Below are 22,022 nucleotides of genomic sequence, written 5' to 3'. Positions count from 1 at the left end.
GGAAATATCCAATGTCGAATCTTGCCGATTTGTCAGCCGTTGAACTCGTGTCCGCCTATCAGGCGAAGTCGCTTTCGCCGGTCGAAGTCACGGAAGCCGTCATCACCCGCATCGAAGCCTATGAGCCGAAGCTGAACGCGCTTTGGGTCTATGACCCGGATGCTGCGCGGGCGGCGGCCAGGGCTTCCGAAGCGCGCTGGGCGAAGGGTGAACCAGCAGGCCCCATTGATGGTGTGCCGCTGACGATCAAGGAAAACATTGCGACCGAGGGAACGGCGGTTCCGCTTGGCTGCGCGGCGCTGCCGCTGAAGCCTGCCGCCGCTGATGCCCCACCTGCGGCCCGTACCCGTGAGGCTGGCGGCGTGCTGCTCGCCAAGACGACCATGCCCGATCTCGGCATGTTGTCTTCGGGGCTGTCGAGCTTCCACAAGCTTGCGCGCAATCCATGGGACCTCGGCACCAATCCGGGCGGTTCAAGCGCCGGTGCAGGCAGTGCCGGTGCCGCTGGTTATGGTCCCTTGCATATCGGCACCGATATTGGCGGCTCTATCCGCCTGCCGGCTGGCTGGTGCGGTCTCGTTGGATTGAAGCCGTCCTTCGGGCGTATTCCGATTGATCCGCCATTCCTCGGTCGCGTGGCCGGTCCGATGACGCGCACGGTTGCCGACAGCGCGCTTTACATGTCAGTGCTGTCGCGTCCGGACCGTCGCGACGCCATGAGCCTGCCCTATCAGGACATTGACTGGATGGACCTCGCCCTCGATGTGAAGGGGTTGAAAATCGGTCTCTGGCTCGATGCCGGTTTCGGCGAGCCGACCGGCGATGAAACCCGCGCCGCGGTGGAAGCAGCCGCGAAAGCTTTCGCCGATGCGGGCGCGATCATCGAGCCGGTTGCGCCGTTCCTCAATCGCACCATGATCGACGGTCTCGACCGCTTCTGGCGCGCGCGCTCCTGGGCCGATGTGAAGAAGATGACGCCGGAAAACCGCGCGAAAATCCTGCCTTACATCTATCAGTGGACCGAGACCGCCGAAGGCTTGAACGGCGAGGAGGTCTATTCCGGCTTCGCGCAGATCGACGCAATGCGCCATGCGGCGCTCGCCGCGTCCAAGGATTTCGACTTCATCATCTCGCCGACTGCTCCAATGCCGACGTATCCGGCGGAATGGGCATCGCCGATCAACGATCCGCAGCGTCCGTTCGAACACATTGCCTTTACAGTCGCGATGAACATGTCGGAACAACCGGCGATCTCGATCAATTGCGGCTATACATCGACGGGCCTGCCGATCGGCCTGCAGATTTTCGGCCAGCGTTTCGATGATCTGGGCGTGTTGCGGATGGCAAAAGCGTATGAGGGGATGCGGCCTGCGCAGAAGCCTTGGCCGGTTCTCGGCTGATCCATAGAGGCGAGATGATCGCCAACCCCGCATCCCTCACCCTGAGGAGGCGCGAAGCGCCGTCTCGAAGGGCGAGGGGGGCTGCAAGGCCAAAATTTTGTCCCGTCTCATCCTCACCCTTCGAGACGGTGTCCTTCGACAAGCTCAGGACACCTCCTCAGGATGAGAGGGGACGCTGAGCGGCCCTTCTTATCTGTTGGGCCTGAGCGGCGCGCGTTCCTTGTAGCGGTCCACGGCGGTGAGCTTCTGGATGAGCGGCTCGGCGTCGCGCCAGCCGTAAATCTCGGTGCGCAGATAGTCGAGTTCGGCTTCGAGTTCGTCTTCGCCGATTTCGGTCCACCATGATTTCGGACGACCGTCGCTGCCGTCCGACCAGCGATAGCGACGCTCCTTCAGCTTGTCCTTCATTTCGAAGGGGCTGTTCTCGGCATAGATGCGCAGGCGCGATTTCTGGCTGGCTTGCAGCAGTTCGGCAAAGGGCGTCACATCGCCGGACTGTTCCTTCAGCACCGCAAGCAGCGCCTGACAATCATCCTCGGCGCGGTGCCCGTTATGGAAATACCCGCTCTGGCCGATCAGATAGCCAAGCTTGGTGCCTTCGAAACCGCGTGCGGTCCAGTCGATTTCCTTGACAGAACAGGCCCACGGCTTGTTGGCGAAGACCGGTGAGAACCGCTCCAGAAACGGACGGTCGAAACCGGCATTATGCGCGATGATCAGATCGGCATCGGCGATCAATGCTTCCAGCTCCGCCAGCGGGATCGTCTGCCCCTTCACCATCTCATCGGTGATGTTGGTGATACGGGTAATGTCTGCCGGGATCGGCTTTGATGGTTCCTGCAAAGCGCCGAAGGTGGCGCAGACATCGCCAATCGAGCCGTCATCGGCGTAGCAGAAGGCGACGGCGCCGATTTCGATGATTTCTTCCTGCGCGGCATTCAGTCCAGTCGTTTCCGTATCCACGACAACGCCAAGGCGAGGGAAGGCCATTCTGTCGGCATCAGGCACCACAGGCAGAGGATCGAGTCGTTGCAAAATGCGATAACGCCCGCTGTCGTTCAGCTGACGCACCATTTCCGCCTCGTTCAAGGCAGGTGCTTTGCCGATGTCGCGCTTCGGTTTCGCGCGGGCAGGACGCAGCTCCGCCCGTTCTTCCCCAGCCTTCGCAGCGGGAGTAAAAAGGTCGAACTGGTGGCGCATCGAAATTCTCCAAACAGAGCGTCACCGGCCAGATTGAGGCCGGACCCGCTCGAATAGCATGGGCACAGGATGACATTTAGCCTTTTCCAGACCAAGCCTTCATTCGCATTAGTAACAGGTAATAATGGCCGGAAATGGCTTCAAGCGCATGCTGTTTGACTTTCGCGAGCAATAACTGGGGATAAACATTATGCGCCTATTTAAGAATAGAATTCAGCGTTTGCGTGGAGGTCATTGTTTGCAATTTTATATTAGCGCTTCCTTTATTTAAATAAGTGAATATTTTATTCTGTAACTATTAATTGTGCTACAAAAGTTAATTTGACTCATATGTGCAATTGCACTTCCAGATGGGCACCACTACTTGTTGAATTATAATTCAATCGATTTTTGGTTCGGCTTCTCGTGAAAATTGTTCCCTCTTTGCTGATCATGCTGTTTGCGGTCGCGATGTCGAGTCTATGGGTGCTCGACAGGCGGCGGACGCATATGCTGCTGTTCGGCCTGAGCTTTGCAGCATTTTCGCTGGGGCATTTCGTACAGATTTCACCGTTTCTGCCCAATCTGCGCCATACATTCCTTTTGGCAATCTTGCTGCAATTTGCGGCTGGCTGGCTGTTCTGTCAGGCGGTAATGGTGCGGCTGGGGCGCGGCTTTCCGCCGAGAACCGCGTCGCTGATCACCATTTCGACGCTGGCGGTCGTCGGCCTCCTTGCATGGTATGGCGCGATCTACAGCTATCTGGTCGTTGCTGCCAATATCGGCCTTGGAACGCTGGCCGCTCTTTTGTGTGTGTATGCCCGGCGTGTGCCGGGCGACCGGTGGGTGGAATCTGCGCTGCGTCTGGTGCTGGTGCTGCTGGCGGCGCATTTCTTCCTGCGCAGTGTCTTCACGATCATCATGCTCGATGATGTGTTGAGTTCCAGGCAATTGCTGTCCTTGCCTTATTGGTCATGGGTGACGGTGGCTGCGTCGATGGGCGGCGTGCTGCTCGGCCTGTTCATTCTGACGGTGGCCGCGCTCGATAACATCGACAAATTGCGCAATGAACGCGATGCCGATCCGTTGACGGGCCTTCTCAACCGGCGTGGCATGGAACAATGCGCAAAGCGCGCGCTGGCGCAGGCTCCGCTGGACGCGACCCATGCGGTCATCATTGCCGATATCGATCATTTCAAGGCGATCAACGACCAGTTGGGCCATGCGACCGGTGACCGGGTGCTGGTCGAGTTTGCACATCTGCTGCAGTCGTTGGTCGGAAAGGACGCGCTTGTCAGTCGTGTCGGCGGCGAGGAATTCGTTCTGCTGGTCGCGGGCAGCGCCCAATATTGCGAACGCTTCGCCAAGCGACTTTGCAACCGGGTTGCCCGTCATGACTTTGCGGCGCTGCCCAGTGGTCGTCATGTGACATGCAGTTTCGGTGTCGCCATGCTGCGTCGCAACGAAACCTTATGGCAAACGGTGTCCCGGGCCGATCTTGCCTTGATGCGCGGCAAGCATCGCGGGCGCAATCGCACGGTGACCGAGGGCAAGGAATTCCCCGAAATTTCGGACGATACGCCGCCCCCTTATCGCCTGACGGGTTGATGAGGCGTTCCTCTCCGCGAGAGGAATTATCAGACGGACGCCGTTCGTAAAGACTTTGGTTACCATAATTCGCCATGCTGGAAGCGACCATTGCGGTCACTGCTTTGCTTCGGCCACTGCTTTGCCATGTCCTGTTCGCTTTTTTGCCGAACTGCCATGCGAGGCGAGGGCCCGAAAGTGGGGCCGCGAAGTCGAATTCCAGTCGGGTTAGTATCATGGCGTGTGTGACAGAAGTGTATGGCTATGCGGTTCCGCGTAGCAGCCGTATCAGCGTTCCGTTCAGTTTGCGCGGTTTTGCGCGCTTGACGGCTTTTGCCGTTACAGGGCTTTTCGCCGGTGGTTGGATGCTGACCACGCTCGGCGCGCTTGAAACGGTCATCCCGGCATTTGCACCTGTCGCGCCAGTCATGCGGCGCGCGCCCGGGGCCATGCCGCAGGCGCTCGCCCTTGTCGATCAGACCCGAACGCCATCGCACAAGATGCGCGAGAGCTTCATCAAGGCCTATACGGCGGATGGCGCCTATTCCAATCTCGATTGGCACCGCAACAAAGTGACCGACGATCAGCCGATCATTGCCGATATCGGTCCGGATTCGGTCATCGAACCAAAATCCGTAGACGTCGCATCGGTGGTCGAACCGCGCGCCGACCGGGTCAAACTGCCCGAGCCGGTTGCAGTTGCTTCAGCCGCCACGGCCATGGATAAAACGGGCGACACGGCGGCGAAACCCGCGACAGCAGCGGCTGTCACGCTTGGCTATGCAAGCGCGCCGCAAACGCCTGCCGCTCTTGTCGCGCTGGCCCAGATACAACCGCAGAACCCGTCCGGTATTTTGCCTCTGTCGCAGGCCGAAGAAGCTGATGCAGAGGGTAGTGCCACGTCCAATCTGCCGGTCGGCAAGGCGATACCGTTGCCGCAATCCGCGCCTGACCAGAAAACGAACATGGCGGCTGACGACGATACCGATAGCGATATGTTCGTGCCGGATGATGTGCCTTTGCCGGGTGCCAAGCCTGCGCTGCGCGCCTCGCGCATGCGTCCGAAGACGCAGCTTGCCTACGCGCCCGAAAGCGGCCTGACGGACAGTCCTGAGCCGGGCCTTTTCAGCCCATTGCTCAATCAGGCTGCGCGCAGCCGCGTGGCGATCTATGACATTTCCGCTGCAACCGTCTATTTGCCGAGCGGGGAAAAGCTCGAAGCCCATTCCGGCATCGGTCGCATGCGCGATAACCCCAGCTATGTGAACCAGAAGAACCGCGGCCCCACGCCGCCGCACAGCTACAATCTGCGCATGCGCGAGGCGCTCTTCCACGGCGTTGAAGCGATCCGCCTGACACCCGCTGACGGCAACAACCGCTACAATCGTGACGGGCTTCTGGCGCATACATTCATGCTGGGACGCAACGGCGATTCCAATGGCTGCGTGGTGTTCCGGGATTATCCGCGCTTCCTGCGCGCCTTCAAGCGCGGCGAGTTCAATAAGCTGGTCGTGGTGCCCCGCATGTCGTCATCCAAGCCGGCGCGCATTGCGTCACTTTTCTGATCGAAACATATCTGCGCAAAGAATTTCCGGCATCAGCTGAGTACACGAAAAATTGCCCCCGACAATATTGCAGGGGTAGCGGGAACTGATAGACATCCCGCGTTGCAATTCTTCGGAGACATCTTTCAGTGAAGCTCTATTACAAAGCCGGTGCCTGTTCGCTCGCACCGCATATCGTTCTCAGCGAAACCGGCCTGCCTTATACGTTTGAAGCCGTGGACCTGAAGTCCAAGATCACCGCCAGCGGCGCCGATTTTCTGGTGGTCAATCCGCGTGGCGCGGTTCCGGCGCTGGAGATCGAGCCGGGCGTGGTGATCACCCAGAACGCCGCTATCCTGCAATATATCGGCGATCATTCGGATGTCGCAGCGTTCAAGCCTGCCTATGGTACGATGGAACGCGCACGCTTGCAGGAAGCACTCGGCTTCTGCGGCGATCTGCATTCTGCCTTCGGCGGCTTGTTTGCACCGAACCTGACGGAAGAAGCGAAGGCGGGTGTGCTTGCCAATATCACGCGCCGCATGGGCCAGTTTGAAGCCATGCTGGTGGATGGTCGCAGCTATTGGTTGGGCGAAGAACTGACCCAAGCCGATGTTTATGCGTCGGTCGTCCTTGGCTGGGGCTTTGCGATGCAGGTCGATCTCAGCGCCTATCCGAAGGCGCTCGCCCTGCGTGAACGCGTCATGGCGCGTCCAGCGGCGCAGAAGGCGCTGAAGGAAGAAGGTCTGATCTGATCCTTCGCAGCCGGAGCCATTATGGCTCCGGCTGTTATGCTTCTATTGCTTCGCTTTTCGCTCAAGGCTTTGAGCCCTCGCATCGACCGGCTGCTTATTGCCCGGCCTGCAAGAGCCATTCTTTTCATTGCGATTTTCTGGATGTGTCGGCCTCCCTTTGCGCATGCTTGGGGAGGTATGTTTTTTGCTATTTGGAGCGCAGTTAATTTCCGAAAATTATAATTATAAAATGTATAAATTTCTAATTTAGTATTTATATAATCGTAATATTGAATATATGAGTGCAATTTCATTAAATATATGAGCATAAAATTGCGATTTATTATAAATATAAGCGTATTCTGCGTTGTACGAATCTTCAACATTAGATATGGATTCGGTGTGATCTGTAAGTATTCTGCATTTTATTTGCGGAATTGCTAAATTTATTTGTTGGATTATTCGCCGTGGGCCGGGGGGGCTGTAGGGGCGCATTTAGGGGCAATGATGTCGGTCATTTCAAAAGATCTGGTGCGGGTGCTGGGCTCAACAGCCGTGGCTCTCATTCTGACGAGCACAGTGGCTGCGGCGACGAGCGTTGTGGTAAACGGCGCAGCCTACCGTTATGCCGGGGGCAGTACGGCCAACCTGGACGGCTCGGGCGCGACCTACGAAGTGGCGACGACCAATAATGGGCGCGCATGGGGCGTGCTTGTCTCGACCGCAGCCGGATCAGCTTCGACGCTGAACGTGTCGAACATCAACGTCATCACGTCGGGATCGAAAGCACATGGCATTCAGGTCGGTGCGAAGGGAAGCAACGCGAATGGCATGGATCATTCGCTCATTCATCTGCTCGGCGGGGTAGCTGTCACCACTGACGGCGTCGGTTCCTATGGATTGCATGCGATTGATGGCGGCACGATTGACGGCTCAGTTCAGATCACGACGACGGGCGCCAGCGGCTTTGGCGCGTTCGCAGAAAGCTGGTCGACGATAAATCTATCGCACTCGGCAATCAACACGTCCGGCCAGAAGGCATTCGGCCTTATCGCAAATAATGACATGGGCACTGTCGCCGGGCAGATTTCCGGCGATGCGCTCACCATCACGACCGCTGGAGCCAATGCATCCGGCGCTTATGTCGATGGCGGCGGCCAGGTTCTGCTTACAGACAGCAATATTACGACAAGCGGCGCTACCGCGCACGGCGTCGAAGCCCTGTCGGGTGGCGCCGTCACGTTGAACGGTGGTTCGATCACCACTTCGGGCAGCAACGCAAGGGGCATCCAGGCCGACAATGCGACGGTCATCGCCAATGATGTGGCAATCGTGACCAACAACGCGGCCCGCTTTTCCGAAGGCGTCCAGTCGCACAACAATGCGAGCGTGACGCTCAACGGCGGTTCAATCACGACCCATGGTCTGCGCAATTACGGTCTGCTTGCCAGCAATGGCGGCTCGATTACGTCAAGCGCTGATATCACGACCTTAGGCAACAATGCCCATGCCGTGCAGGCGGGCGCATTCGGCACCAACCACCCGGGTTACGCTTATGACGGAACCACGTCCGGCACGGTCTCTCTGACTGGCGGCACCATCCGCACCGAGGCCAGCAATTTCGCTGTCGGCCTGCATACCGTCGATGAGGGGCTGATCGATGCCGAGAATATCGCCGTCGAAACCGTTGGCGCATCGAGCTTTGGCGCCTTCGCCGAATCCGCTTCCACGATCAGGCTTTCCGCTTCAACCATCCAGACGACCGGCGATCAGGCCCATGGGCTTCTGGCCAATAATGATCAGGGAACGGTAGGCGGCTCGATTTCGGCCACAAATACGCAGATTGTGACTTCCGGTGCTGGTGCTGCCGGGGCCTTGGCGCAGGCGGGCGGTTCGATTTCGCTCACGGGCGGCAGTGTCACCGCGCAGGGCGAGGCAGCGTCCGCTCTGGCGATTTCAGGCTCGGGCACGATCGTCGCCGAAGGCACGGTTCTTAAAACTGCGCAGGGACCGACAATTGGCGTTGTTCTGGCCAGCGCTGACGATGTAGCGCAAATTCGCCTCCGCAGTGGAACCGTTGCGACAGAGAATAATGGCGTCTTGTTGCAGGTGGATCGTTCCAATGGAGCGGGTTCCGGCGGCATTGTCGATATCGAACTCGATGCAGGCTCCGTCAGCACGGGCGATATTATCGACACGCAGGCTAAAACCGGGGCAGGAAACACCGTTCTGACTCTGCAGAATGGCGCAGACTGGAAGGGCCAAATTCAGGGGATCACGCATATCGAGGCGAAACGCGGCAGCAGTCTGGTTTTCGCGGGGCAATCGGTGATCGAAGGAAACCTTTCCGGCGTCCAGAGCAATTTCGATTTTGGGGATGAAGGCGATTTCATCGGCGGCAATGTCCTGCTTGCGGAGGGCTCTGCAACCCGTGGCGGCACGATTGCGATACCGATTACCGTGAGTGGCGATGTCAGTGTCGATCCTACATCCACTCTTGGCGGCAACTGGCAAATAGCCGGAGGTCTGGCCAGCTCAGGCACGATCACGCCCGGCAATTCCGTCGGCATCGTGTCGGTCGATGGCGACCTGACGCTGGCATCGTCTTCGGTCTATGCGGCGGAAATCGACGCGCAGGGCGGATCTGATCTGATCAAGGTGGGCGGAACCGCCAATCTGGCGGGTGCGGTGACCGTATCTACGCTCGGTGGCTATCAGCTGAACCGGCCTTACACGATCCTGACCGCAGGCAATCTTGCAGGCACGACATTCAGCAGCGTTTCCTGGACCGGATCGACTGATTTCATCGCGCCAAGCCTCAGCTATGATGCGAATAATGTTCTCCTGACCATCGGGCGCAATGCAGTTTCGCTTGCAAGTGTTGCGCAGACAGACAATCAGCGGGCTGTCGCTGGTGCAATCGACAGTCTGAGGCTGGGCAATCCGGTTGCGAATTCTGTCGCCTTTCTGGGTGCTGCGGGGGCAAGGCAGGCTTTCGACCAACTGTCCGGTGATGGATATGCGTCCACTAAGACAGGCTTGATCGAGACATCGCATTTGGCGGCGGATGCGATAAACAATCGCTTGCGCTCGGCATTTGCCAGTGTCGGAGCGAAGGACGTTCCGGCACTTTCTTATGCGAAAACAAAAGAACCGTCCCGTGCGTCTGCCGCAATTGATGCGGTCAGCGATGGCGCATCCCTGGGGCAATATGGGTTCTGGGCGACAGGCTTCGGCTCCTGGGTTGAGCAGGATGGAGATGCCAATGCTGCCGGTGTCTCTACATCGACAGGAGGCTTCATCTCCGGTCTCGATGTTGGGCTGGGAGAGGGCTGGCGCCTTGGTTTCGCGGGCGGTTACAGCCGGGCGGATATCGATCTCAAGGAGCGACATGCGGCTGCGACGAGTGACAATTGGCATCTCGGCATCTATGGCGGCAACCAGTGGGGCCCGCTGGGACTGCGCGCCGGGCTGATCCAGACATGGCATAGCCTCGATGCATCGCGGTCGGTTGCATTTACCGGTCTCTCCAACTCGCTGGAGGCCGATTATGATGCGCGCACGCTCCAAGCTTTCGGCGAGGTCGGATATCGGATCGACACGACCGCCGCATCCTTCGAACCGTTCGCCAATCTCGCGCATATCAGATTGCGCACGGACGCTTTCACAGAAACGGGTGGCGCTGCGGCATTGAATGTCGAAAGCGAAACGACCAACACGACCTTTACGACTCTCGGCCTGCGGGCGGAGGCTCCACTGTTGCTTGGATCAACATCCGTTAATCTGAAGGGTTCGCTCGGCTGGCGCCATGCCTATGGCGACATCATACCGGTCTCAACGCAGGCCTTCGCGGGCGGTGATGCCTTCAGTGTGGCAGGTGCGCCGATTGCCAAGGATACGGCTTTGCTGGAAGCAGGGCTTGATTTCGATGTGACGCGGGCCTCGACGCTCGGTCTCAGCTATACCGGCCAGTATGGCAGCGGTGCCAGGCAAAACGGGTTCAAGGCCTCGTTCAATATTAAGTTCTGACCTGGCCCGGTCTGCAACATGACGCAGTAAAGCCAAACTCACGTGCGGTTCCCAGCTTATCGAGCGGGAGCCGCACGGGCGACTGACAGCGGATGTAACGCGTATTTCGGTTCCCCAAGTGAGAAAGCCTGCGCTATTTCAGGGGCTGTACCTTGTATGTCAGGCTGCCCGGCGTCACTTCCTCGATCTTGATGGTAAGATCACGGATCTCAATACTTGACTGGGCGACAGGGAATTCCATTGTCTGCCCGCTCGCTGGGTGCTGCAGGTCGTGGCCGGAATAGCCGCGAATTTCGAACTGCATTTTGTCTTTTTCGATCCCTATGAACAGGATGTCGTAAATAGTGCCGCTTTCATTCGCGTCATAATCTTGAGCGCGAGGAAGGTCGGTTCCTTTGCTGTAGGCGCGCGGCGGTACGATTGGGTCGCCGGACAGGATGAATTGCGTCCGGCCGAAGCCGTCCGTTGCGGGTGCTGGCCGTTCGTCGACGTTTTCGGTTTGCGCTACGACAGCTCCGTCCGCCGCTTGCGCAATGCTCTCCGTCGCAGAACTGTAAAAGCCGAAGGACAAGCAGGCGAGGCCTGTCAAAATCGCTCGTCTCACAAGATGCATTCGGTTTTCCGACTCCGTTTGAGCCCCATCACGTTGTTTCATGTCACGCTCTGCCATTTTTGCCACGAGCATTCCAGCTGAAAAGCATCCCAATTTCACATGAAAACAAGCCGCCTACGCATCGTCGCGAATGGGCGGCAAGCGCCATACATGGTTCGGTGATGGCGACCTGAACGTGATAGCGAAGAAGGGGGGATAATACTGGCGGAGAGAGAGGGATTCGAACCCTCGATACGGTTTCCCGTATACACGCGTTCCAGGCGTGCGCCTTCAACCACTCGGCCACCTCTCCGTCTGCCTTGCTGTCGGGGAAAACCGCGTTAACGGCGAAATCTGACTGCAAACGAGATACCGCATTTCGTCTGGCGCTGGTTATTCGCCAACATGCGGTAGCGGCGCGCAATATAGCCAGAATACGCATATGTTCAATAGCTCTTTGCAAGTTTTTGCGCCAAATCGGCAGGGGCAGCGTAAATAGCCTCCATGGTCAGATATCTTACTGTTTTTAAAAGATAAATTTATGTGTATAATTTAACAGCACGAAGGATTGAGGTGCGAAGCCTTCCTTCCGTGAGGATTTGGCGGTATGAAAAGGCCAGGTCAACGACGTCGGGATGTGCCCGACGCGCTTGAATATGTGCCTGAATGTCTGGGGCAGGGAATCGTGATCCGGTTTGTGTTGCGTAGTTTCGCGGTTGTTTTTCTGGCATTGGCGGTGATCTTCGCCATTCTCGATGGCGCCCGTTCGGTCGGCGCGTCGAAGTTGGTGGCCAAACCGCTGCTTTCCATGTGGTCGCGTAACGCGCCGGAAACGTTGGCCGATGCAGAAACGCTCGTGACGCACTATATAGGAGCTACATTCTGGAACACGGTCTGTGTTCCTTTGCTCGGGCAGCCGGGATGGCTCTTCTTCGGTGTGCTCGCTTTGTTGTTCTATGTGATCGGTCATCGGCGCGGACGTCCCCTGGGGCGCTTCACTGCCTGACGGTCAATCCCACCACAGGGCCATAGGAGGTAGAAATCTATGAGTTTCCTCGACAGCTATCGCAAGAAAGTACAGATGCCCTCCACGGATGAGGCTTTGCCGGGCCGCGCAACAGCCATTCCTACATCCGCGACGCATTTCGTCTCCGGCCATCCGTTGAAAGGCCCATGGCCTGACGGCCTCAAGCAGATCATGTTCGGGATGGGCTGCTTCTGGGGCGCGGAACGGCTGTTTTGGCAGGTGCCGGGCGTCTATGTGACGGCGGCAGGCTATGCGGGCGGCATCACGCCAAACCCGACCTATGAAGAAACCTGCACCGGATTGACCGGCCATGCCGAAGTGGTGCTGGTGGTCTATGATCCCAAAGTCGTGAGCCTCGATGAGCTGCTGACGCTATTCTGGGAAGAGCATGATCCGACGCAGGGCATGCGACAGGGCAACGATATCGGCACCACCTATCGGTCGGTGATCTACACTTTCGATGACGCGGATCGGATGGCGGTTGAAAAAAGCCGTGATGCTTATGCAAAGGCGCTGGCAGCGCGGGGTTTGGGCCCGATCACCACGCAAATCGAAGATGCGCCGGTATTCTACTATGCCGAGGATTATCACCAGCAATATCTGGCGAAGAATCCGAACGGATATTGTGGCCTGCGCGGCACTGGCGTGAGCTGCCCAATCCCGCTGGCACAGTAAAACGGTCTCAAAAAAAATCGCGCGATCCTATCGCGCGATTTTCTTGTTCAGGATCAGCATGTCGGCATAGTCGCCGTCGAGCTGTTCGCAATCCTCCCAGCCGATCTGCCGGTAGAGGTCAGGCTTGTTCGTATAAAGAAAGGCCTCGCCGTGACCAAGCTCTGCCGCGGCCTTCTCGATGGCCCGGACAAGGCTCTTGGCGATGCCCCGACCGCGATAGGCGGGCGAAACGAAAACGCTCGCCACCCATGGCTTCAAATGGGCATGCGTCTCCAGATCATTATCGATCAGCAGCGCAAATCCGGCCAGTTCTCCATCTGATAGCGCTGCGCGCGCGATCTGCCCATCGTTGGTTCGCACGAGATCGTGGAAGCCGGCGATGGTCTGTTCCAGCGTTCCGCCGTTGAATTCGCCCCATTCGCCAAAGTTCCATGTCGCGCAGGCAGCTATGAGGTCGGGGCGGTCGGCGAGGTCGATTATCTGAAGCATGATCTTACCAATGCGGAGGTTTGGTGACCGGCACGTCAGGCGCGGTCTGTTCTTCCAGTTCCAGAAAACGGTCGGTCAGAGCGCTGAGCTTCTTGGAAAGCTGGTCGATAAGCTTCCACTGCTCGGCCAGCACGGACGACAGTTCGTCGATGGTCTTTTCCTGTTCGGCGACGCGAATTTCGAGCTCGGTCAGGCGTTGGTCCGCAGTCATGGTCGGTTCCGTTTCGATAAGAATCTCAAGCGCGCATCCTATCAGAGAAACAGGTTACTGCGTGAGGATGAGCGCGCCATTTGCTACTTCATAATGGCGCAGGCGCTTGAGAAAACTCATGCCGAGCAGAATGCCGGACAGCGCTTCGTCGCGCAGCACGATTGCTTCGACATTTTCCACGCGAATGCGTCCGATTTCCACGCTGTTGAGCATAGCGCGCGCTGCCGATGTTTCGCCATTGGCCGTTGAAACGCGGTAGCGGAAATCGTCGGGCCGCAGCGAAAGCCCAATGCGTCGGGCGGTGCTGGCATTGATCGCAACCGAGCCTGCCCCTGTATCGATCATCCCGCGCAGGTTCTGGCCGTTGAAGCGGATATCGGTGATGAAATGCCCGCGACTGTCCGGCGCAATCTGCGCACGGCGTCCGCTATAGGCGGATGGGTTCTGTTGGGATGATGGGGAGGGTTTTGCCGTCGCGGCTTGCTCGACCGTTGCCGACTGGAATTTCTCGAAGAGAACCGGAAAGGCCGTGGCCAATCCCGCCAGCATCAGAACAATAAAGAAAATCCGCGCCATGCTCACCCCGTTCTGAAGGCAAAGTATCCGGCGCGGATTACTGTCTGGTTACGTTTTAGTCTATTTCGTGCCGTACATGCGGTCGCCCGCGTCGCCGAGGCCCGGAACGATATAGCCCTTTTCGTCGAGGCGCTCATCGATGGAAGCGGTGTAGACATCCACATCTGGATGCGCCTTGGTGAAGCGTTCGATGCCTTCGGGTGCGGCGAGCAGGCACAGGAAGCGTATATTGGTCGCGCCGCGTTCCTTCAGCTTGTCGATGGCGGCAATGGCCGAATTGGCGGTAGCGAGCATCGGATCGACCACGATGATGAGGCGGTTGACGATGTCTTCCGGCGCTTTGAAGTAATATTCGACCGGCTGCAGCGTGTCGTGATCGCGATAAAGGCCGATATGGGCGACGCGGGCTGCGGGCACCAGATCGAGCATACCTTCCAGAAGGCCATTGCCCGCGCGCAGGATCGAAGCGAAGACCAGCTTCTTGCCTTCGAGGATCGGCGCTTCCATCGGCATAAGCGGGGTCTCGATCTCCATGGTGGTGAGTTCGAGATCGCGCGTCACTTCGTAGCAAAGCAGAAGCGAGATTTCTTTCAGAAGCCGCCGGAAGCTGGCCGTGGAAGTCTCGCGCTTGCGCATGATGGTAAGCTTGTGCTGGACAAGCGGATGGCTGACGACTGTAACGCCCATGATCTTTCCACTTTTTCTTCTTATCGTTTTGAACTTTAGCGGCAGATTGCGCCGGAGAAAACGCGTGGCAAGCGCACACGCACAGTTTTATGTCTCTTTGGCCATTTTTCAACGCCAACGCAAGCTGCGATCACAAAAGGGGTAGTGGGAAAACGTCTGTGCTTGTATCGTCCGGCACAAGCTTTATATGCATAACCGAAATTGTTTTCGTCAGACTATTCAAAAAGCAGGATGAGCTATGAGCCAGCAAAACGGCAATGCGGACCGCGTGGGCGCACAAGGTGGCATGGAACACTCGTTCGGCTTCAAGTCGGTGGACGAAAACGAAAAGCAAACCCTGGTCAATGACGTTTTCCACAAGGTCGCCAACAAATACGACGTGATGAACGATCTCATGTCGGCAGGCATGCACCGCGTCTGGAAAGATGCGATGATCGCCTGGCTGGCGCCGTCGAAGCGTCCGGGCTGGACCTCGCTCGACGTGGCTGGCGGCACCGGCGATATCGCCTTTCGCATTGTCGAGGCTTCGGGCCGTCAGGCGCATGTGACCATTCTCGACATCAATGGCTCGATGCTGGGTGTCGGTCGCGAGCGCGCGATCAAGAAGGGCCTTGCCGACAATCTCGAATTCGTTGAAGCCAATGCCGAGGAACTGCATTTCGAGGACAACAGCTTCGACGCCTATACGATTGCCTTTGGTATCCGCAACGTACCCCATATCGACAAGGCGCTGTCGGAAGCCTATCGCGTGCTGAAGCCCGGTGGCCGGTTCATGTGCCTCGAATTTTCCGAGGTCGAATTGCCGATCCTCGACAAGGTCTATGACCAGTGGTCGTTCCAGGCTATTCCGCGCATCGGCAAGATGATTACCGGCGATGCTGATTCCTACAGCTATCTGGTCGAATCGATCCGCAAATTCCCCAAGCAGCAGGATTTCGCCGCCATGATCGAGACCGCCGGTTTCGAGCGTGTGAGCTATCGCAATTTCACCGGTGGCATTGCGGCGCTTCATTCGGGCTGGAAGCTGTGATTGTGCCTGTCATGAATGCGGGCTGGGGCACTGGGGCGGGCATTATCGCATGAGTAATCTTTCCGCCGCTTTCCGGTTGGCGCGGGCCGGATGGATTTTGACACGCGAAGGCGTGATCAGTGCGCTGCCGGTCGAAGGATTGTCCGGTCTTCCGGCCTTCGGCCACAAGATTGCAGGCATGCTGGCGCGTCCGCGCGCGCGGCACATGCAGCGTTCCGAGCGCATGTCGCGGGCGATGAACAAGCTTGGCCCGTCCTATGTGAAGCTTGGCCAGTTTCTGGCCACACGCCCGGATATTGTCGGGCGCGATGTGGCTGCCGATCTGGAGCTTTTGCAGGATCGTCTCGATTATTTTCCGCAAGCCGACGCGATTGCCGGTATCGAAGGTTCGCTCGGTCGCAAGATCGACGATCTTTACCTGCATTTCGACGCGCCGATAGCGGCGGCCTCGATGGCGCAGGTGCATCCTGCCGAAGTCATGAGCGACGGCAAGCCGAAGAAGGTTGCGGTCAAGGTTATCCGCCCCGGCGTTCGCCAGCGTTTCGCCCGCGATCTCGAAGGCTTTTACATGGTCGCGCGCATGCAGGAGCGCCATGTGCCCTTCACGCGCCGCCTGCGTCCGGTACAGGTGGTCGAGACATTGCAGCAGACCACCCGCATCGAGATGGATCTGCGACTGGAAGCGGCAGCGCTTTCCGAAATTGCCGAAAACATCAAAGGCGATGAAGGTTTCCGCGTTCCGCAGGTGGACTGGGAACGGACCGGTCGCGATGTGCTGACGCTCGAATGGATCGACGGCACCAAGATGTCGGATGTTTCGGCGCTGGCCGCTGCGGGCTTCGATCTGAAGAAGCTTGCCGAAACGCTGATCCAGTCTTTCCTGCGCCACACGCTGCGCGACGGCTTTTTCCATGCCGACATGCATCCCGGCAATCTGTTTGTCGATCCGCAGGGCATCATCGTCGCGGTCGATTTCGGCATCACCGGACGGCTCAACAAGCAGCAGCGGCGCTTCCTGGCAGAAATTCTCTATGGCTTCATCACGCGCGATTATATGCGCGTGGCGGAAGTGCATTTCGAAGCAGGCTACGTCCCGCATACGCACGACGTGGCGAGTTTTGCGCAGGCCATTCGCGCCATTGGCGAGCCGATCCACGGCCAGCCGGCGGAAACCATTTCGATGGCCAAGCTTTTGACGCTGCTGTTCGAAGTGACCGAGCTTTTCGACATGGAGACCCGGCCCGAGCTTCTGATGCTCCAGAAAACCATGGTTGTGGTTGAAGGTGTGTCGCGCACGCTCGATCCGCATTTCAACATGTGGAAAGCAGCCGAGCCGGTTGTCGGCGACTGGATTCGCAAGAATCTTGGGCCGCAGGGCATGTTGCTCGACGCGAAGGACAGCGCTTATTCCCTGCTGCATTTTAGCCGCAAAACGCCGGAGTTGGTGGCGCGTGTGGAGCGCGTTTCGGTTGCGCTGGACGATATGGCCGCCAATGGCTTGCGCTTCGATGTAGCCACGGCGGAAGCCATCGGTCGCGCCGAAGCCAAGCATTCGCGTTGGGGCCGCATCGCGCAAATAGTGATTGCAATTGCGCTCGCTGCGATCGCGATCAAGCTCTATATTTGGCTATAATACACTTTTAAAGTGACAAATCACCCATAAGATGATTTCATTGATTGCACTTGCAATAAGCCGGTGCAATCAAATGGCCAGTATCACTATTCGCAATCTCGACGATGCCGCCAAGGAAAAGCTGCGTGTGCGCGCCGCGCGCAATGGGCGTTCCATGGAAGAGGAAGCGCGGCTTCTTCTGACTGCGCTGGAAGAACCCGCGCAGGTTACGCCGCCTCAGTCCGGTGCGATCACAGGCGCGTCACTCACTGGCAAGCGCGTTCTGCTGATTATTGGTGGCGGTATTGCCGCTTATAAGACGCCCGACCTGATCCGCCGCTTGCGTGAGCGTGGTGCGCAGGTTCGCCCGTTGATGACGGCGGCAGCGCAGCAATTCGTGACACCACTGACCATCGGTGCCGTTTCCGCCGATCATGTCTTTACCGATCTGTTCGCCCGAGAGGATGAGCAGGATGTCGGGCATATAAGGCTCGCCCGCGATGCGGATCTGATCGTCGTCGCGCCGATGACTGCCGATCTGATGGCGAAGATGGCGAACGGTCTGGCTGACGATCTTGCCAGTGCAGTTCTGCTGGCGCGCAAGGTTCCGGTTCTGATTGCGCCTGCCATGAACCCGGCCATGTGGGACAATCCGGCGACCCGGCGCAATCGTCTGACACTGGAAAAAGACGGTGTGCATTTCATCGGCCCCGAGCAGGGCGAGATGGCCGAGAGCGGCGAGGCGGGAACGGGCCGTATGAGCGAGCCGCTCGCCATCGTCGCGGCAGTGGAAACGCTGCTTGCACCGCGTGCACGACCACTGGCTGGAAAATCCATCGTCATGACCTCCGGCCCGACGCATGAGCCAATCGATCCGGTGCGCTATATCGCCAACCGCTCGTCGGGCAAGCAGGGCCATGCCATCGCCGCCGCTTTGGCGCGGCTGGGTGCAACGGTGCATCTGGTGTCTGGTCCGGTCGCCATTCCCGATCCCGAAGGCGTTAACGTCATTCATGTCGAGACGGCGCGTGAAATGCAGGCGGCTGTGGAGCGGCATCTGCCCGCCGACGCGGCGATCATGGTGGCTGCTGTCGCCGATTGGCGCACGGCCAATGAAGCCGGGCAGAAGATCAAGAAAAAGCCCGGCGAAAGCGCGCCGACACTGGCCATGGTCGAGAACCCCGACATTCTGGCCGGTGTCGGTCATAGCGAAAAGCGCCCGGGTCTCGTGGTCGGCTTTGCGGCGGAAACGCAGGACGTGGCAGACAATGCGCGAGCCAAGCTTGAGAAAAAGGGCGCGGACTGGATCGTCGCCAACGATGTGTCCTATGGCTCGGATGGCAGCAGCGTCATGGGCGGCGACCATAACCGCGTACGAATTCTAAGCCGCTCCGGCATCGAGGACTGGCCGGAAATGAGCAAAAGCGAGGTGGCCGAAAAGCTGGCGGAAAAGATTGCGCAACGCTTGTTGGAAAAGGAGCACTGACGCTTAGAAGAACTCGTCCAGTAAGCGGTAATAGGCGATCTTTGCTTCGTCGATGGCTTCTGCGCTATAAAGGTCGAGGAAAGGCTTCACCCATTCGTTGCCAAGATTATAGCGGATGCTCCAGCAGGCGAGTCCCAGATCCTGATGACGGTCTGCAAGGCCGAGCCTGCCGCAGTCGATAAAGCCGGTGAATGTGCCGTCGCTGGCCATGAAATTGGGCAGGCAGGCGTCGCCATGGGTGACTACAACATCTTCTTGCGACGGTTTCAGGCGGTGCAGTTCGGAGAACAGGTCTTCCGCGGTGCGGCCTTCACGCTCGGTATCGAAATCATCTTCATCGACCGCGCCCGCTTCAACGCGCTTGCGTGCATCTTTAATGCGATGTTCCAACCGGTGGTCGAATGGACAGGCGGCAGGGTCAACGCTGTGCAGCGCCTTCAAGGCTGTAGCGAGAATGGAGACGATGCGGTCAGGCGTAAGAGTGCCGACAGACGAAGCGAGATTCGATCCGGCAAGGCGCGTCATCAGGAGAAAATGGCGGTCGGCCATCCTCTCGTAAGCGACGACGCTGGGGCAGGGCAGCCCTTGGGCTGAAAGCCATTCAAGCCGGGCGCGCTCATCGGCCAGTTCGCTGACCGTGCTTGCCGGTTCGATTTTCAGAACAAGCGGTTCGTGCGCATCATGATCGAGCAGCAGGACATTGGCGCTCGAGCGGCCAAGCTCATCCTGCTGGCTGGTATAACCGGTAAGCCGATGCAGCAAGGCATCAGGCAAATCGAGAGCAGCCAGAACAGGATCGGTCATAGCAACTTACTGCATCATGCCTTGTCGCGGACCTGATAGTCCTTGATGGTTGCGAAACGGATATCCTTCCAGCGCTCGGCCTCGTAATTGAGCGAGAAGCCGTTCTGCGCTAGGAAAACCGGATCATTGTCGAGGTCATGCGCGATATCGGCGCGATGCGAGGTGATGAAGCGCTGCAATTCAGCCGGGTCGTCGGCGGAAATCCACCGGCAGACCGAGAAGCGCGACATTTCAAACCCAACCGGCAGCGAATATTCCACTTTCAAACGTTCGGTCAGAACGTCGATCTGGAGTGCACCAACGACACCGACAATCGCCGGAGAACCGTCATCGGGCACAAACAGCTGCACGACACCTTCTTCGGCCATCTGCTGCAACGCTTCGCGCAGCTTCTTTGCCTTCATCGCATCGTCCAGACGCACGCGGCGCAGAATTTCCGGCGCGAAGTTCGGTACGCCACGGAACAAGATATCCTCGCCCTCGGTCAGCGTATCCCCGATGCGCAGTGTGCCGTGGTTTGGTATGCCGACCACATCGCCGGCAAAGGCTTCGTCGGCGATCTGGCGCGAACGCGCGAAGAAGAATTGCGGTGCAGAGAGGCTCATCTGTTTGCCGGTGCGCACCAGCTTGGCCTTCATGCCGCGTGACAGCTTGCCGGAGCAAACGCGCAGGAAGGCGATGCGGTCGCGGTGGTTCGGGTCCATATTGGCCTGAATCTTGAACACGAAGCCGGTCATCTTGTCTTCGGTGGAACCGACCATGCGCGTGTCGGCCTGCTGGTCGCGGGGCGCCGGGCCGAAATCGCAGAAGGCTTCGATCAGGTCGCGCACGCCGTAATTCTTCAGCGCGGAGCCGAAATAAACCGGCGTCATATGGCCTTCGCGGAAGGAAGCGAGGTCGAACGGACGGCAAACGCCGCGTGCCAGTTCTATATTTTCCAGCCAGGCTTCGCGTTCGTTCTCAGGCAGCAAAGCGGCGGCGTCCTCCGGGCCGCTGACCTTGGTTGGCTGCTCTTCATTATCCTGACGACGCATCGTGTCGTTATGCAGGTCGAAAGTGCCTGCAAAGCTCTTGCCCGAGCCGATAGGCCAGGTGATCGGCGCCGTGTCGAGCGCCAGCTTTTCTTCGATCTCGTCCAGGATTTCGAGTGGATCGCGTGCTTCGCGGTCCATCTTGTTGACGAAGGTGACGATCGGAATATCGCGCATGCGGCAGACTTCGAACAGTTTCAGCGTGCGCGGCTCGATACCTTTGGCGGCGTCGATGACCATGACGGCGCTGTCGACGGCTGTCAGCGTGCGGTAGGTGTCGTCTGCGAAGTCTTCGTGGCCCGGCGTGTCGAGCAGGTTGAAGATGCAGTCCTTGTATTCGAACGTCATCACCGAGGTGACGACCGAGATACCGCGGTCGCGTTCGATGTTCATCCAGTCCGAGCGGGTCTGGATGCGATCCTTCTTGGCCTTCACTTCACCGGCAAGCTGGATGGCGCCGCCAAACAGCAGCAGCTTTTCGGTCAGCGTGGTCTTACCGGCGTCCGGGTGCGCGATGATCGCGAATGTGCGGCGCTTGGAAACGGGATTGTCAGCAGGCATGAAGAAACTCGTGATGGCGAAATGTTGGGCCGCGCAAAGGCGCGCCGCGAAGATGTTGCGCTGCATCTAGCAGTCATTGGGCAAAATCTCAACAAGCGCCGTGCCGCTCATCGGGCCTGAAATGAAAAAGCGGCGCTGAACACGCCGCTTTAAGGAAAATGCTGCGCTTGATTAGCGGCTTTTGATGCCGAGGCCGAAGGCGATGTAGGTCCAGCCCTGGAAAATCAGATCGATGGCCAGGAAAAGGCCAAGGATGAACAGGCTGTTGACCGGCCATTGGATGGCGATGACGAGGCCGAGCAGCGCGGTTATGACACCACCGGCCACGATCCAGCCCCAGCCCGATGCCGGTTTCGACTTGAAGCCCATCCAGACGCGGAAAAGGCCGGAGCCGAGAAGGGCAGCCGCCAGCAGGAATGTCAGGACGCCTGCCGCCAATATGGGATTGATGAAGGTGACGACACCCGCCGCAGCATAAAGCAGGCCGCTCAGGAGCCAGAAGAAAAACCGCCCCCACGTTTTCACGCCGAAAGCATGGATGATTTCGACCCCACCAGCGATCAGCATCATCATGCCGACATAGTAGACCGAAACAACTGTGGCCAGCACCAGATTGCCGAAGGCGATGCCGCCCAGAATGAGAAGCGCCACGCCCAGCGCGACGAACCAGCCCCACTTGGACGTCAGCTCTGTCGGCAGCACGGGATTGTCGAAATCTTTGTTCGTCGTTGCCATCGAATAACCCTCTTGTCCCTCGAATTGTCGTGA

At 58.3% G+C, this 22,022-nt stretch carries 19 protein-coding genes and 1 tRNA gene; 10 read left to right on the top strand and 10 right to left on the bottom strand.

From position 1 onward, the window contains the following. The first annotated feature begins 11 nt into the window (after positions 1–11). A complete protein-coding gene (locus ABWW11_RS10490) occupies positions 12–1,400 on the top strand; it encodes an amidase (protein ID WP_319080700.1) in 1,389 nt (462 codons plus the stop codon). A gap of 189 nt (positions 1,401–1,589) precedes the next feature. Here the strand turns inward: ABWW11_RS10490 and ABWW11_RS10485 are convergent, their stop codons facing one another. Then, complete coding sequence (locus tag ABWW11_RS10485; RefSeq protein ID WP_109369686.1) at positions 1,590–2,600, bottom strand: 3'-5' exonuclease; 1,011 nt, start codon at positions 2,598–2,600, stop codon at positions 1,590–1,592. A 450-nt stretch (positions 2,601–3,050) separates the two neighbouring features. Between ABWW11_RS10485 and ABWW11_RS10480 the strand changes: the two genes are divergently transcribed. The 4 genes from ABWW11_RS10480 (at position 3,051) to ABWW11_RS10465 (ending at position 10,473) form a co-directional block, all read left to right on the top strand. Next, positions 3,051–4,187, top strand: coding sequence for a GGDEF domain-containing protein (locus ABWW11_RS10480; protein WP_244597175.1), 1,137 nt, complete (start codon positions 3,051–3,053; stop codon positions 4,185–4,187). Positions 4,188–4,402: 215 nt separating this feature from the next. Beyond that, entirely contained in the window at positions 4,403–5,731 is a 1,329-nt protein-coding gene (locus ABWW11_RS10475; RefSeq protein ID WP_235858995.1) for a DUF2778 domain-containing protein, read from the top strand. Between the two features lie 128 nt (positions 5,732–5,859). Next, positions 5,860–6,465: a glutathione transferase gene (gene gst / locus ABWW11_RS10470; RefSeq protein WP_109369684.1), complete on the top strand. Its 606-nt coding sequence runs from the start codon at positions 5,860–5,862 to the stop codon at positions 6,463–6,465. Between the two features lie 486 nt (positions 6,466–6,951). After that, positions 6,952–10,473, top strand: coding sequence for an autotransporter domain-containing protein (locus tag ABWW11_RS10465; protein ID WP_167836108.1), 3,522 nt, complete (start codon positions 6,952–6,954; stop codon positions 10,471–10,473). Positions 10,474–10,606: 133 nt separating this feature from the next. Here the strand turns inward: ABWW11_RS10465 and ABWW11_RS10460 are convergent, their stop codons facing one another. Continuing rightward, entirely contained in the window at positions 10,607–11,143 is a 537-nt protein-coding gene (locus tag ABWW11_RS10460; RefSeq protein ID WP_235859000.1) for a hypothetical protein, read from the bottom strand. 145 nt (positions 11,144–11,288) lie between these two features. Beyond that, positions 11,289–11,378: transfer RNA gene (locus ABWW11_RS10455), tRNA-Ser, on the bottom strand. A 372-nt stretch (positions 11,379–11,750) separates the two neighbouring features. Here ABWW11_RS10455 and ABWW11_RS10450 point away from each other — a divergent pair. Then, positions 11,751–12,071 carry a hypothetical protein gene (locus ABWW11_RS10450; RefSeq protein ID WP_109370300.1) on the top strand — a complete coding sequence of 107 codons (321 nt, stop codon included), beginning with the start codon at positions 11,751–11,753 and terminating at the stop codon, positions 12,069–12,071. Between the two features lie 39 nt (positions 12,072–12,110). Next, on the top strand, positions 12,111–12,767 hold the full coding sequence (gene msrA / locus ABWW11_RS10445; protein ID WP_109369681.1) for a peptide-methionine (S)-S-oxide reductase MsrA: 657 nt from the start codon (positions 12,111–12,113) through the stop codon (positions 12,765–12,767). A gap of 27 nt (positions 12,768–12,794) precedes the next feature. Here msrA and ABWW11_RS10440 read toward each other — a convergent pair whose 3' ends face one another. Genes ABWW11_RS10440 through upp form a run of 4 tightly spaced genes read right to left on the bottom strand, consistent with a single transcriptional unit; the run spans position 12,795 to position 14,730 of the window. Continuing rightward, positions 12,795–13,256 carry a GNAT family N-acetyltransferase gene (locus tag ABWW11_RS10440; protein WP_109369680.1) on the bottom strand — a complete coding sequence of 154 codons (462 nt, stop codon included), beginning with the start codon at positions 13,254–13,256 and terminating at the stop codon, positions 12,795–12,797. 4 nt (positions 13,257–13,260) lie between these two features. Further along, a complete protein-coding gene (locus ABWW11_RS10435) occupies positions 13,261–13,467 on the bottom strand; it encodes a SlyX family protein (protein WP_109369679.1) in 207 nt (68 codons plus the stop codon). Positions 13,468–13,521: 54 nt separating this feature from the next. Continuing rightward, positions 13,522–14,043 (bottom strand): retropepsin-like aspartic protease family protein, encoded by a 522-nt coding sequence (locus ABWW11_RS10430; RefSeq protein WP_109369678.1) that lies wholly within the window; start codon positions 14,041–14,043, stop codon positions 13,522–13,524. Between the two features lie 60 nt (positions 14,044–14,103). Then, positions 14,104–14,730 (bottom strand): uracil phosphoribosyltransferase, encoded by a 627-nt coding sequence (upp, locus tag ABWW11_RS10425; protein WP_109369677.1) that lies wholly within the window; start codon positions 14,728–14,730, stop codon positions 14,104–14,106. A gap of 238 nt (positions 14,731–14,968) precedes the next feature. On the opposite strand from upp, the gene ubiE reads away from it, so the two are divergent. The 3 genes from ubiE (at position 14,969) to coaBC (ending at position 18,858) form a co-directional block, all read left to right on the top strand. Continuing rightward, a complete protein-coding gene (gene ubiE, locus ABWW11_RS10420; RefSeq protein WP_109369676.1) occupies positions 14,969–15,760 on the top strand; it encodes a bifunctional demethylmenaquinone methyltransferase/2-methoxy-6-polyprenyl-1,4-benzoquinol methylase UbiE in 792 nt (263 codons plus the stop codon). 49 nt (positions 15,761–15,809) lie between these two features. Next, on the top strand, positions 15,810–17,393 hold the full coding sequence (ubiB, locus tag ABWW11_RS10415) for a 2-polyprenylphenol 6-hydroxylase (protein ID WP_109369675.1): 1,584 nt from the start codon (positions 15,810–15,812) through the stop codon (positions 17,391–17,393). Positions 17,394–17,466: 73 nt separating this feature from the next. Further along, the gene (coaBC, locus tag ABWW11_RS10410) at positions 17,467–18,858 is read left to right on the top strand and encodes a bifunctional phosphopantothenoylcysteine decarboxylase/phosphopantothenate--cysteine ligase CoaBC (RefSeq protein WP_235858994.1); all 1,392 of its coding nucleotides are present in this window, start codon (positions 17,467–17,469) and stop codon (positions 18,856–18,858) included. 3 nt (positions 18,859–18,861) lie between these two features. Here coaBC and ABWW11_RS10405 read toward each other — a convergent pair whose 3' ends face one another. From ABWW11_RS10405 to ABWW11_RS10395, 3 genes are all read right to left on the bottom strand, one after another. Beyond that, entirely contained in the window at positions 18,862–19,662 is an 801-nt protein-coding gene (locus ABWW11_RS10405) for an APH(3')-II family aminoglycoside O-phosphotransferase (RefSeq protein WP_109369674.1), read from the bottom strand. A gap of 14 nt (positions 19,663–19,676) precedes the next feature. Next, positions 19,677–21,254 carry a peptide chain release factor 3 gene (locus tag ABWW11_RS10400; protein ID WP_109370298.1) on the bottom strand — a complete coding sequence of 526 codons (1,578 nt, stop codon included), beginning with the start codon at positions 21,252–21,254 and terminating at the stop codon, positions 19,677–19,679. A 171-nt stretch (positions 21,255–21,425) separates the two neighbouring features. Further along, entirely contained in the window at positions 21,426–21,989 is a 564-nt protein-coding gene (locus tag ABWW11_RS10395; RefSeq protein ID WP_109369673.1) for an HdeD family acid-resistance protein, read from the bottom strand. Positions 21,990–22,022: the final 33 nt, after the last annotated feature.

It is taken from the genome of Brucella sp. NBRC 113783, from assembly GCF_040372265.1.
GTDB classification, from domain to species: Bacteria; Pseudomonadota; Alphaproteobacteria; order Rhizobiales; family Rhizobiaceae; genus Brucella; species Brucella teleogrylli.
Note: the sequence above shows the minus strand (reverse complement) of the source record. Positions and strands in the feature narration are given on the sequence as shown.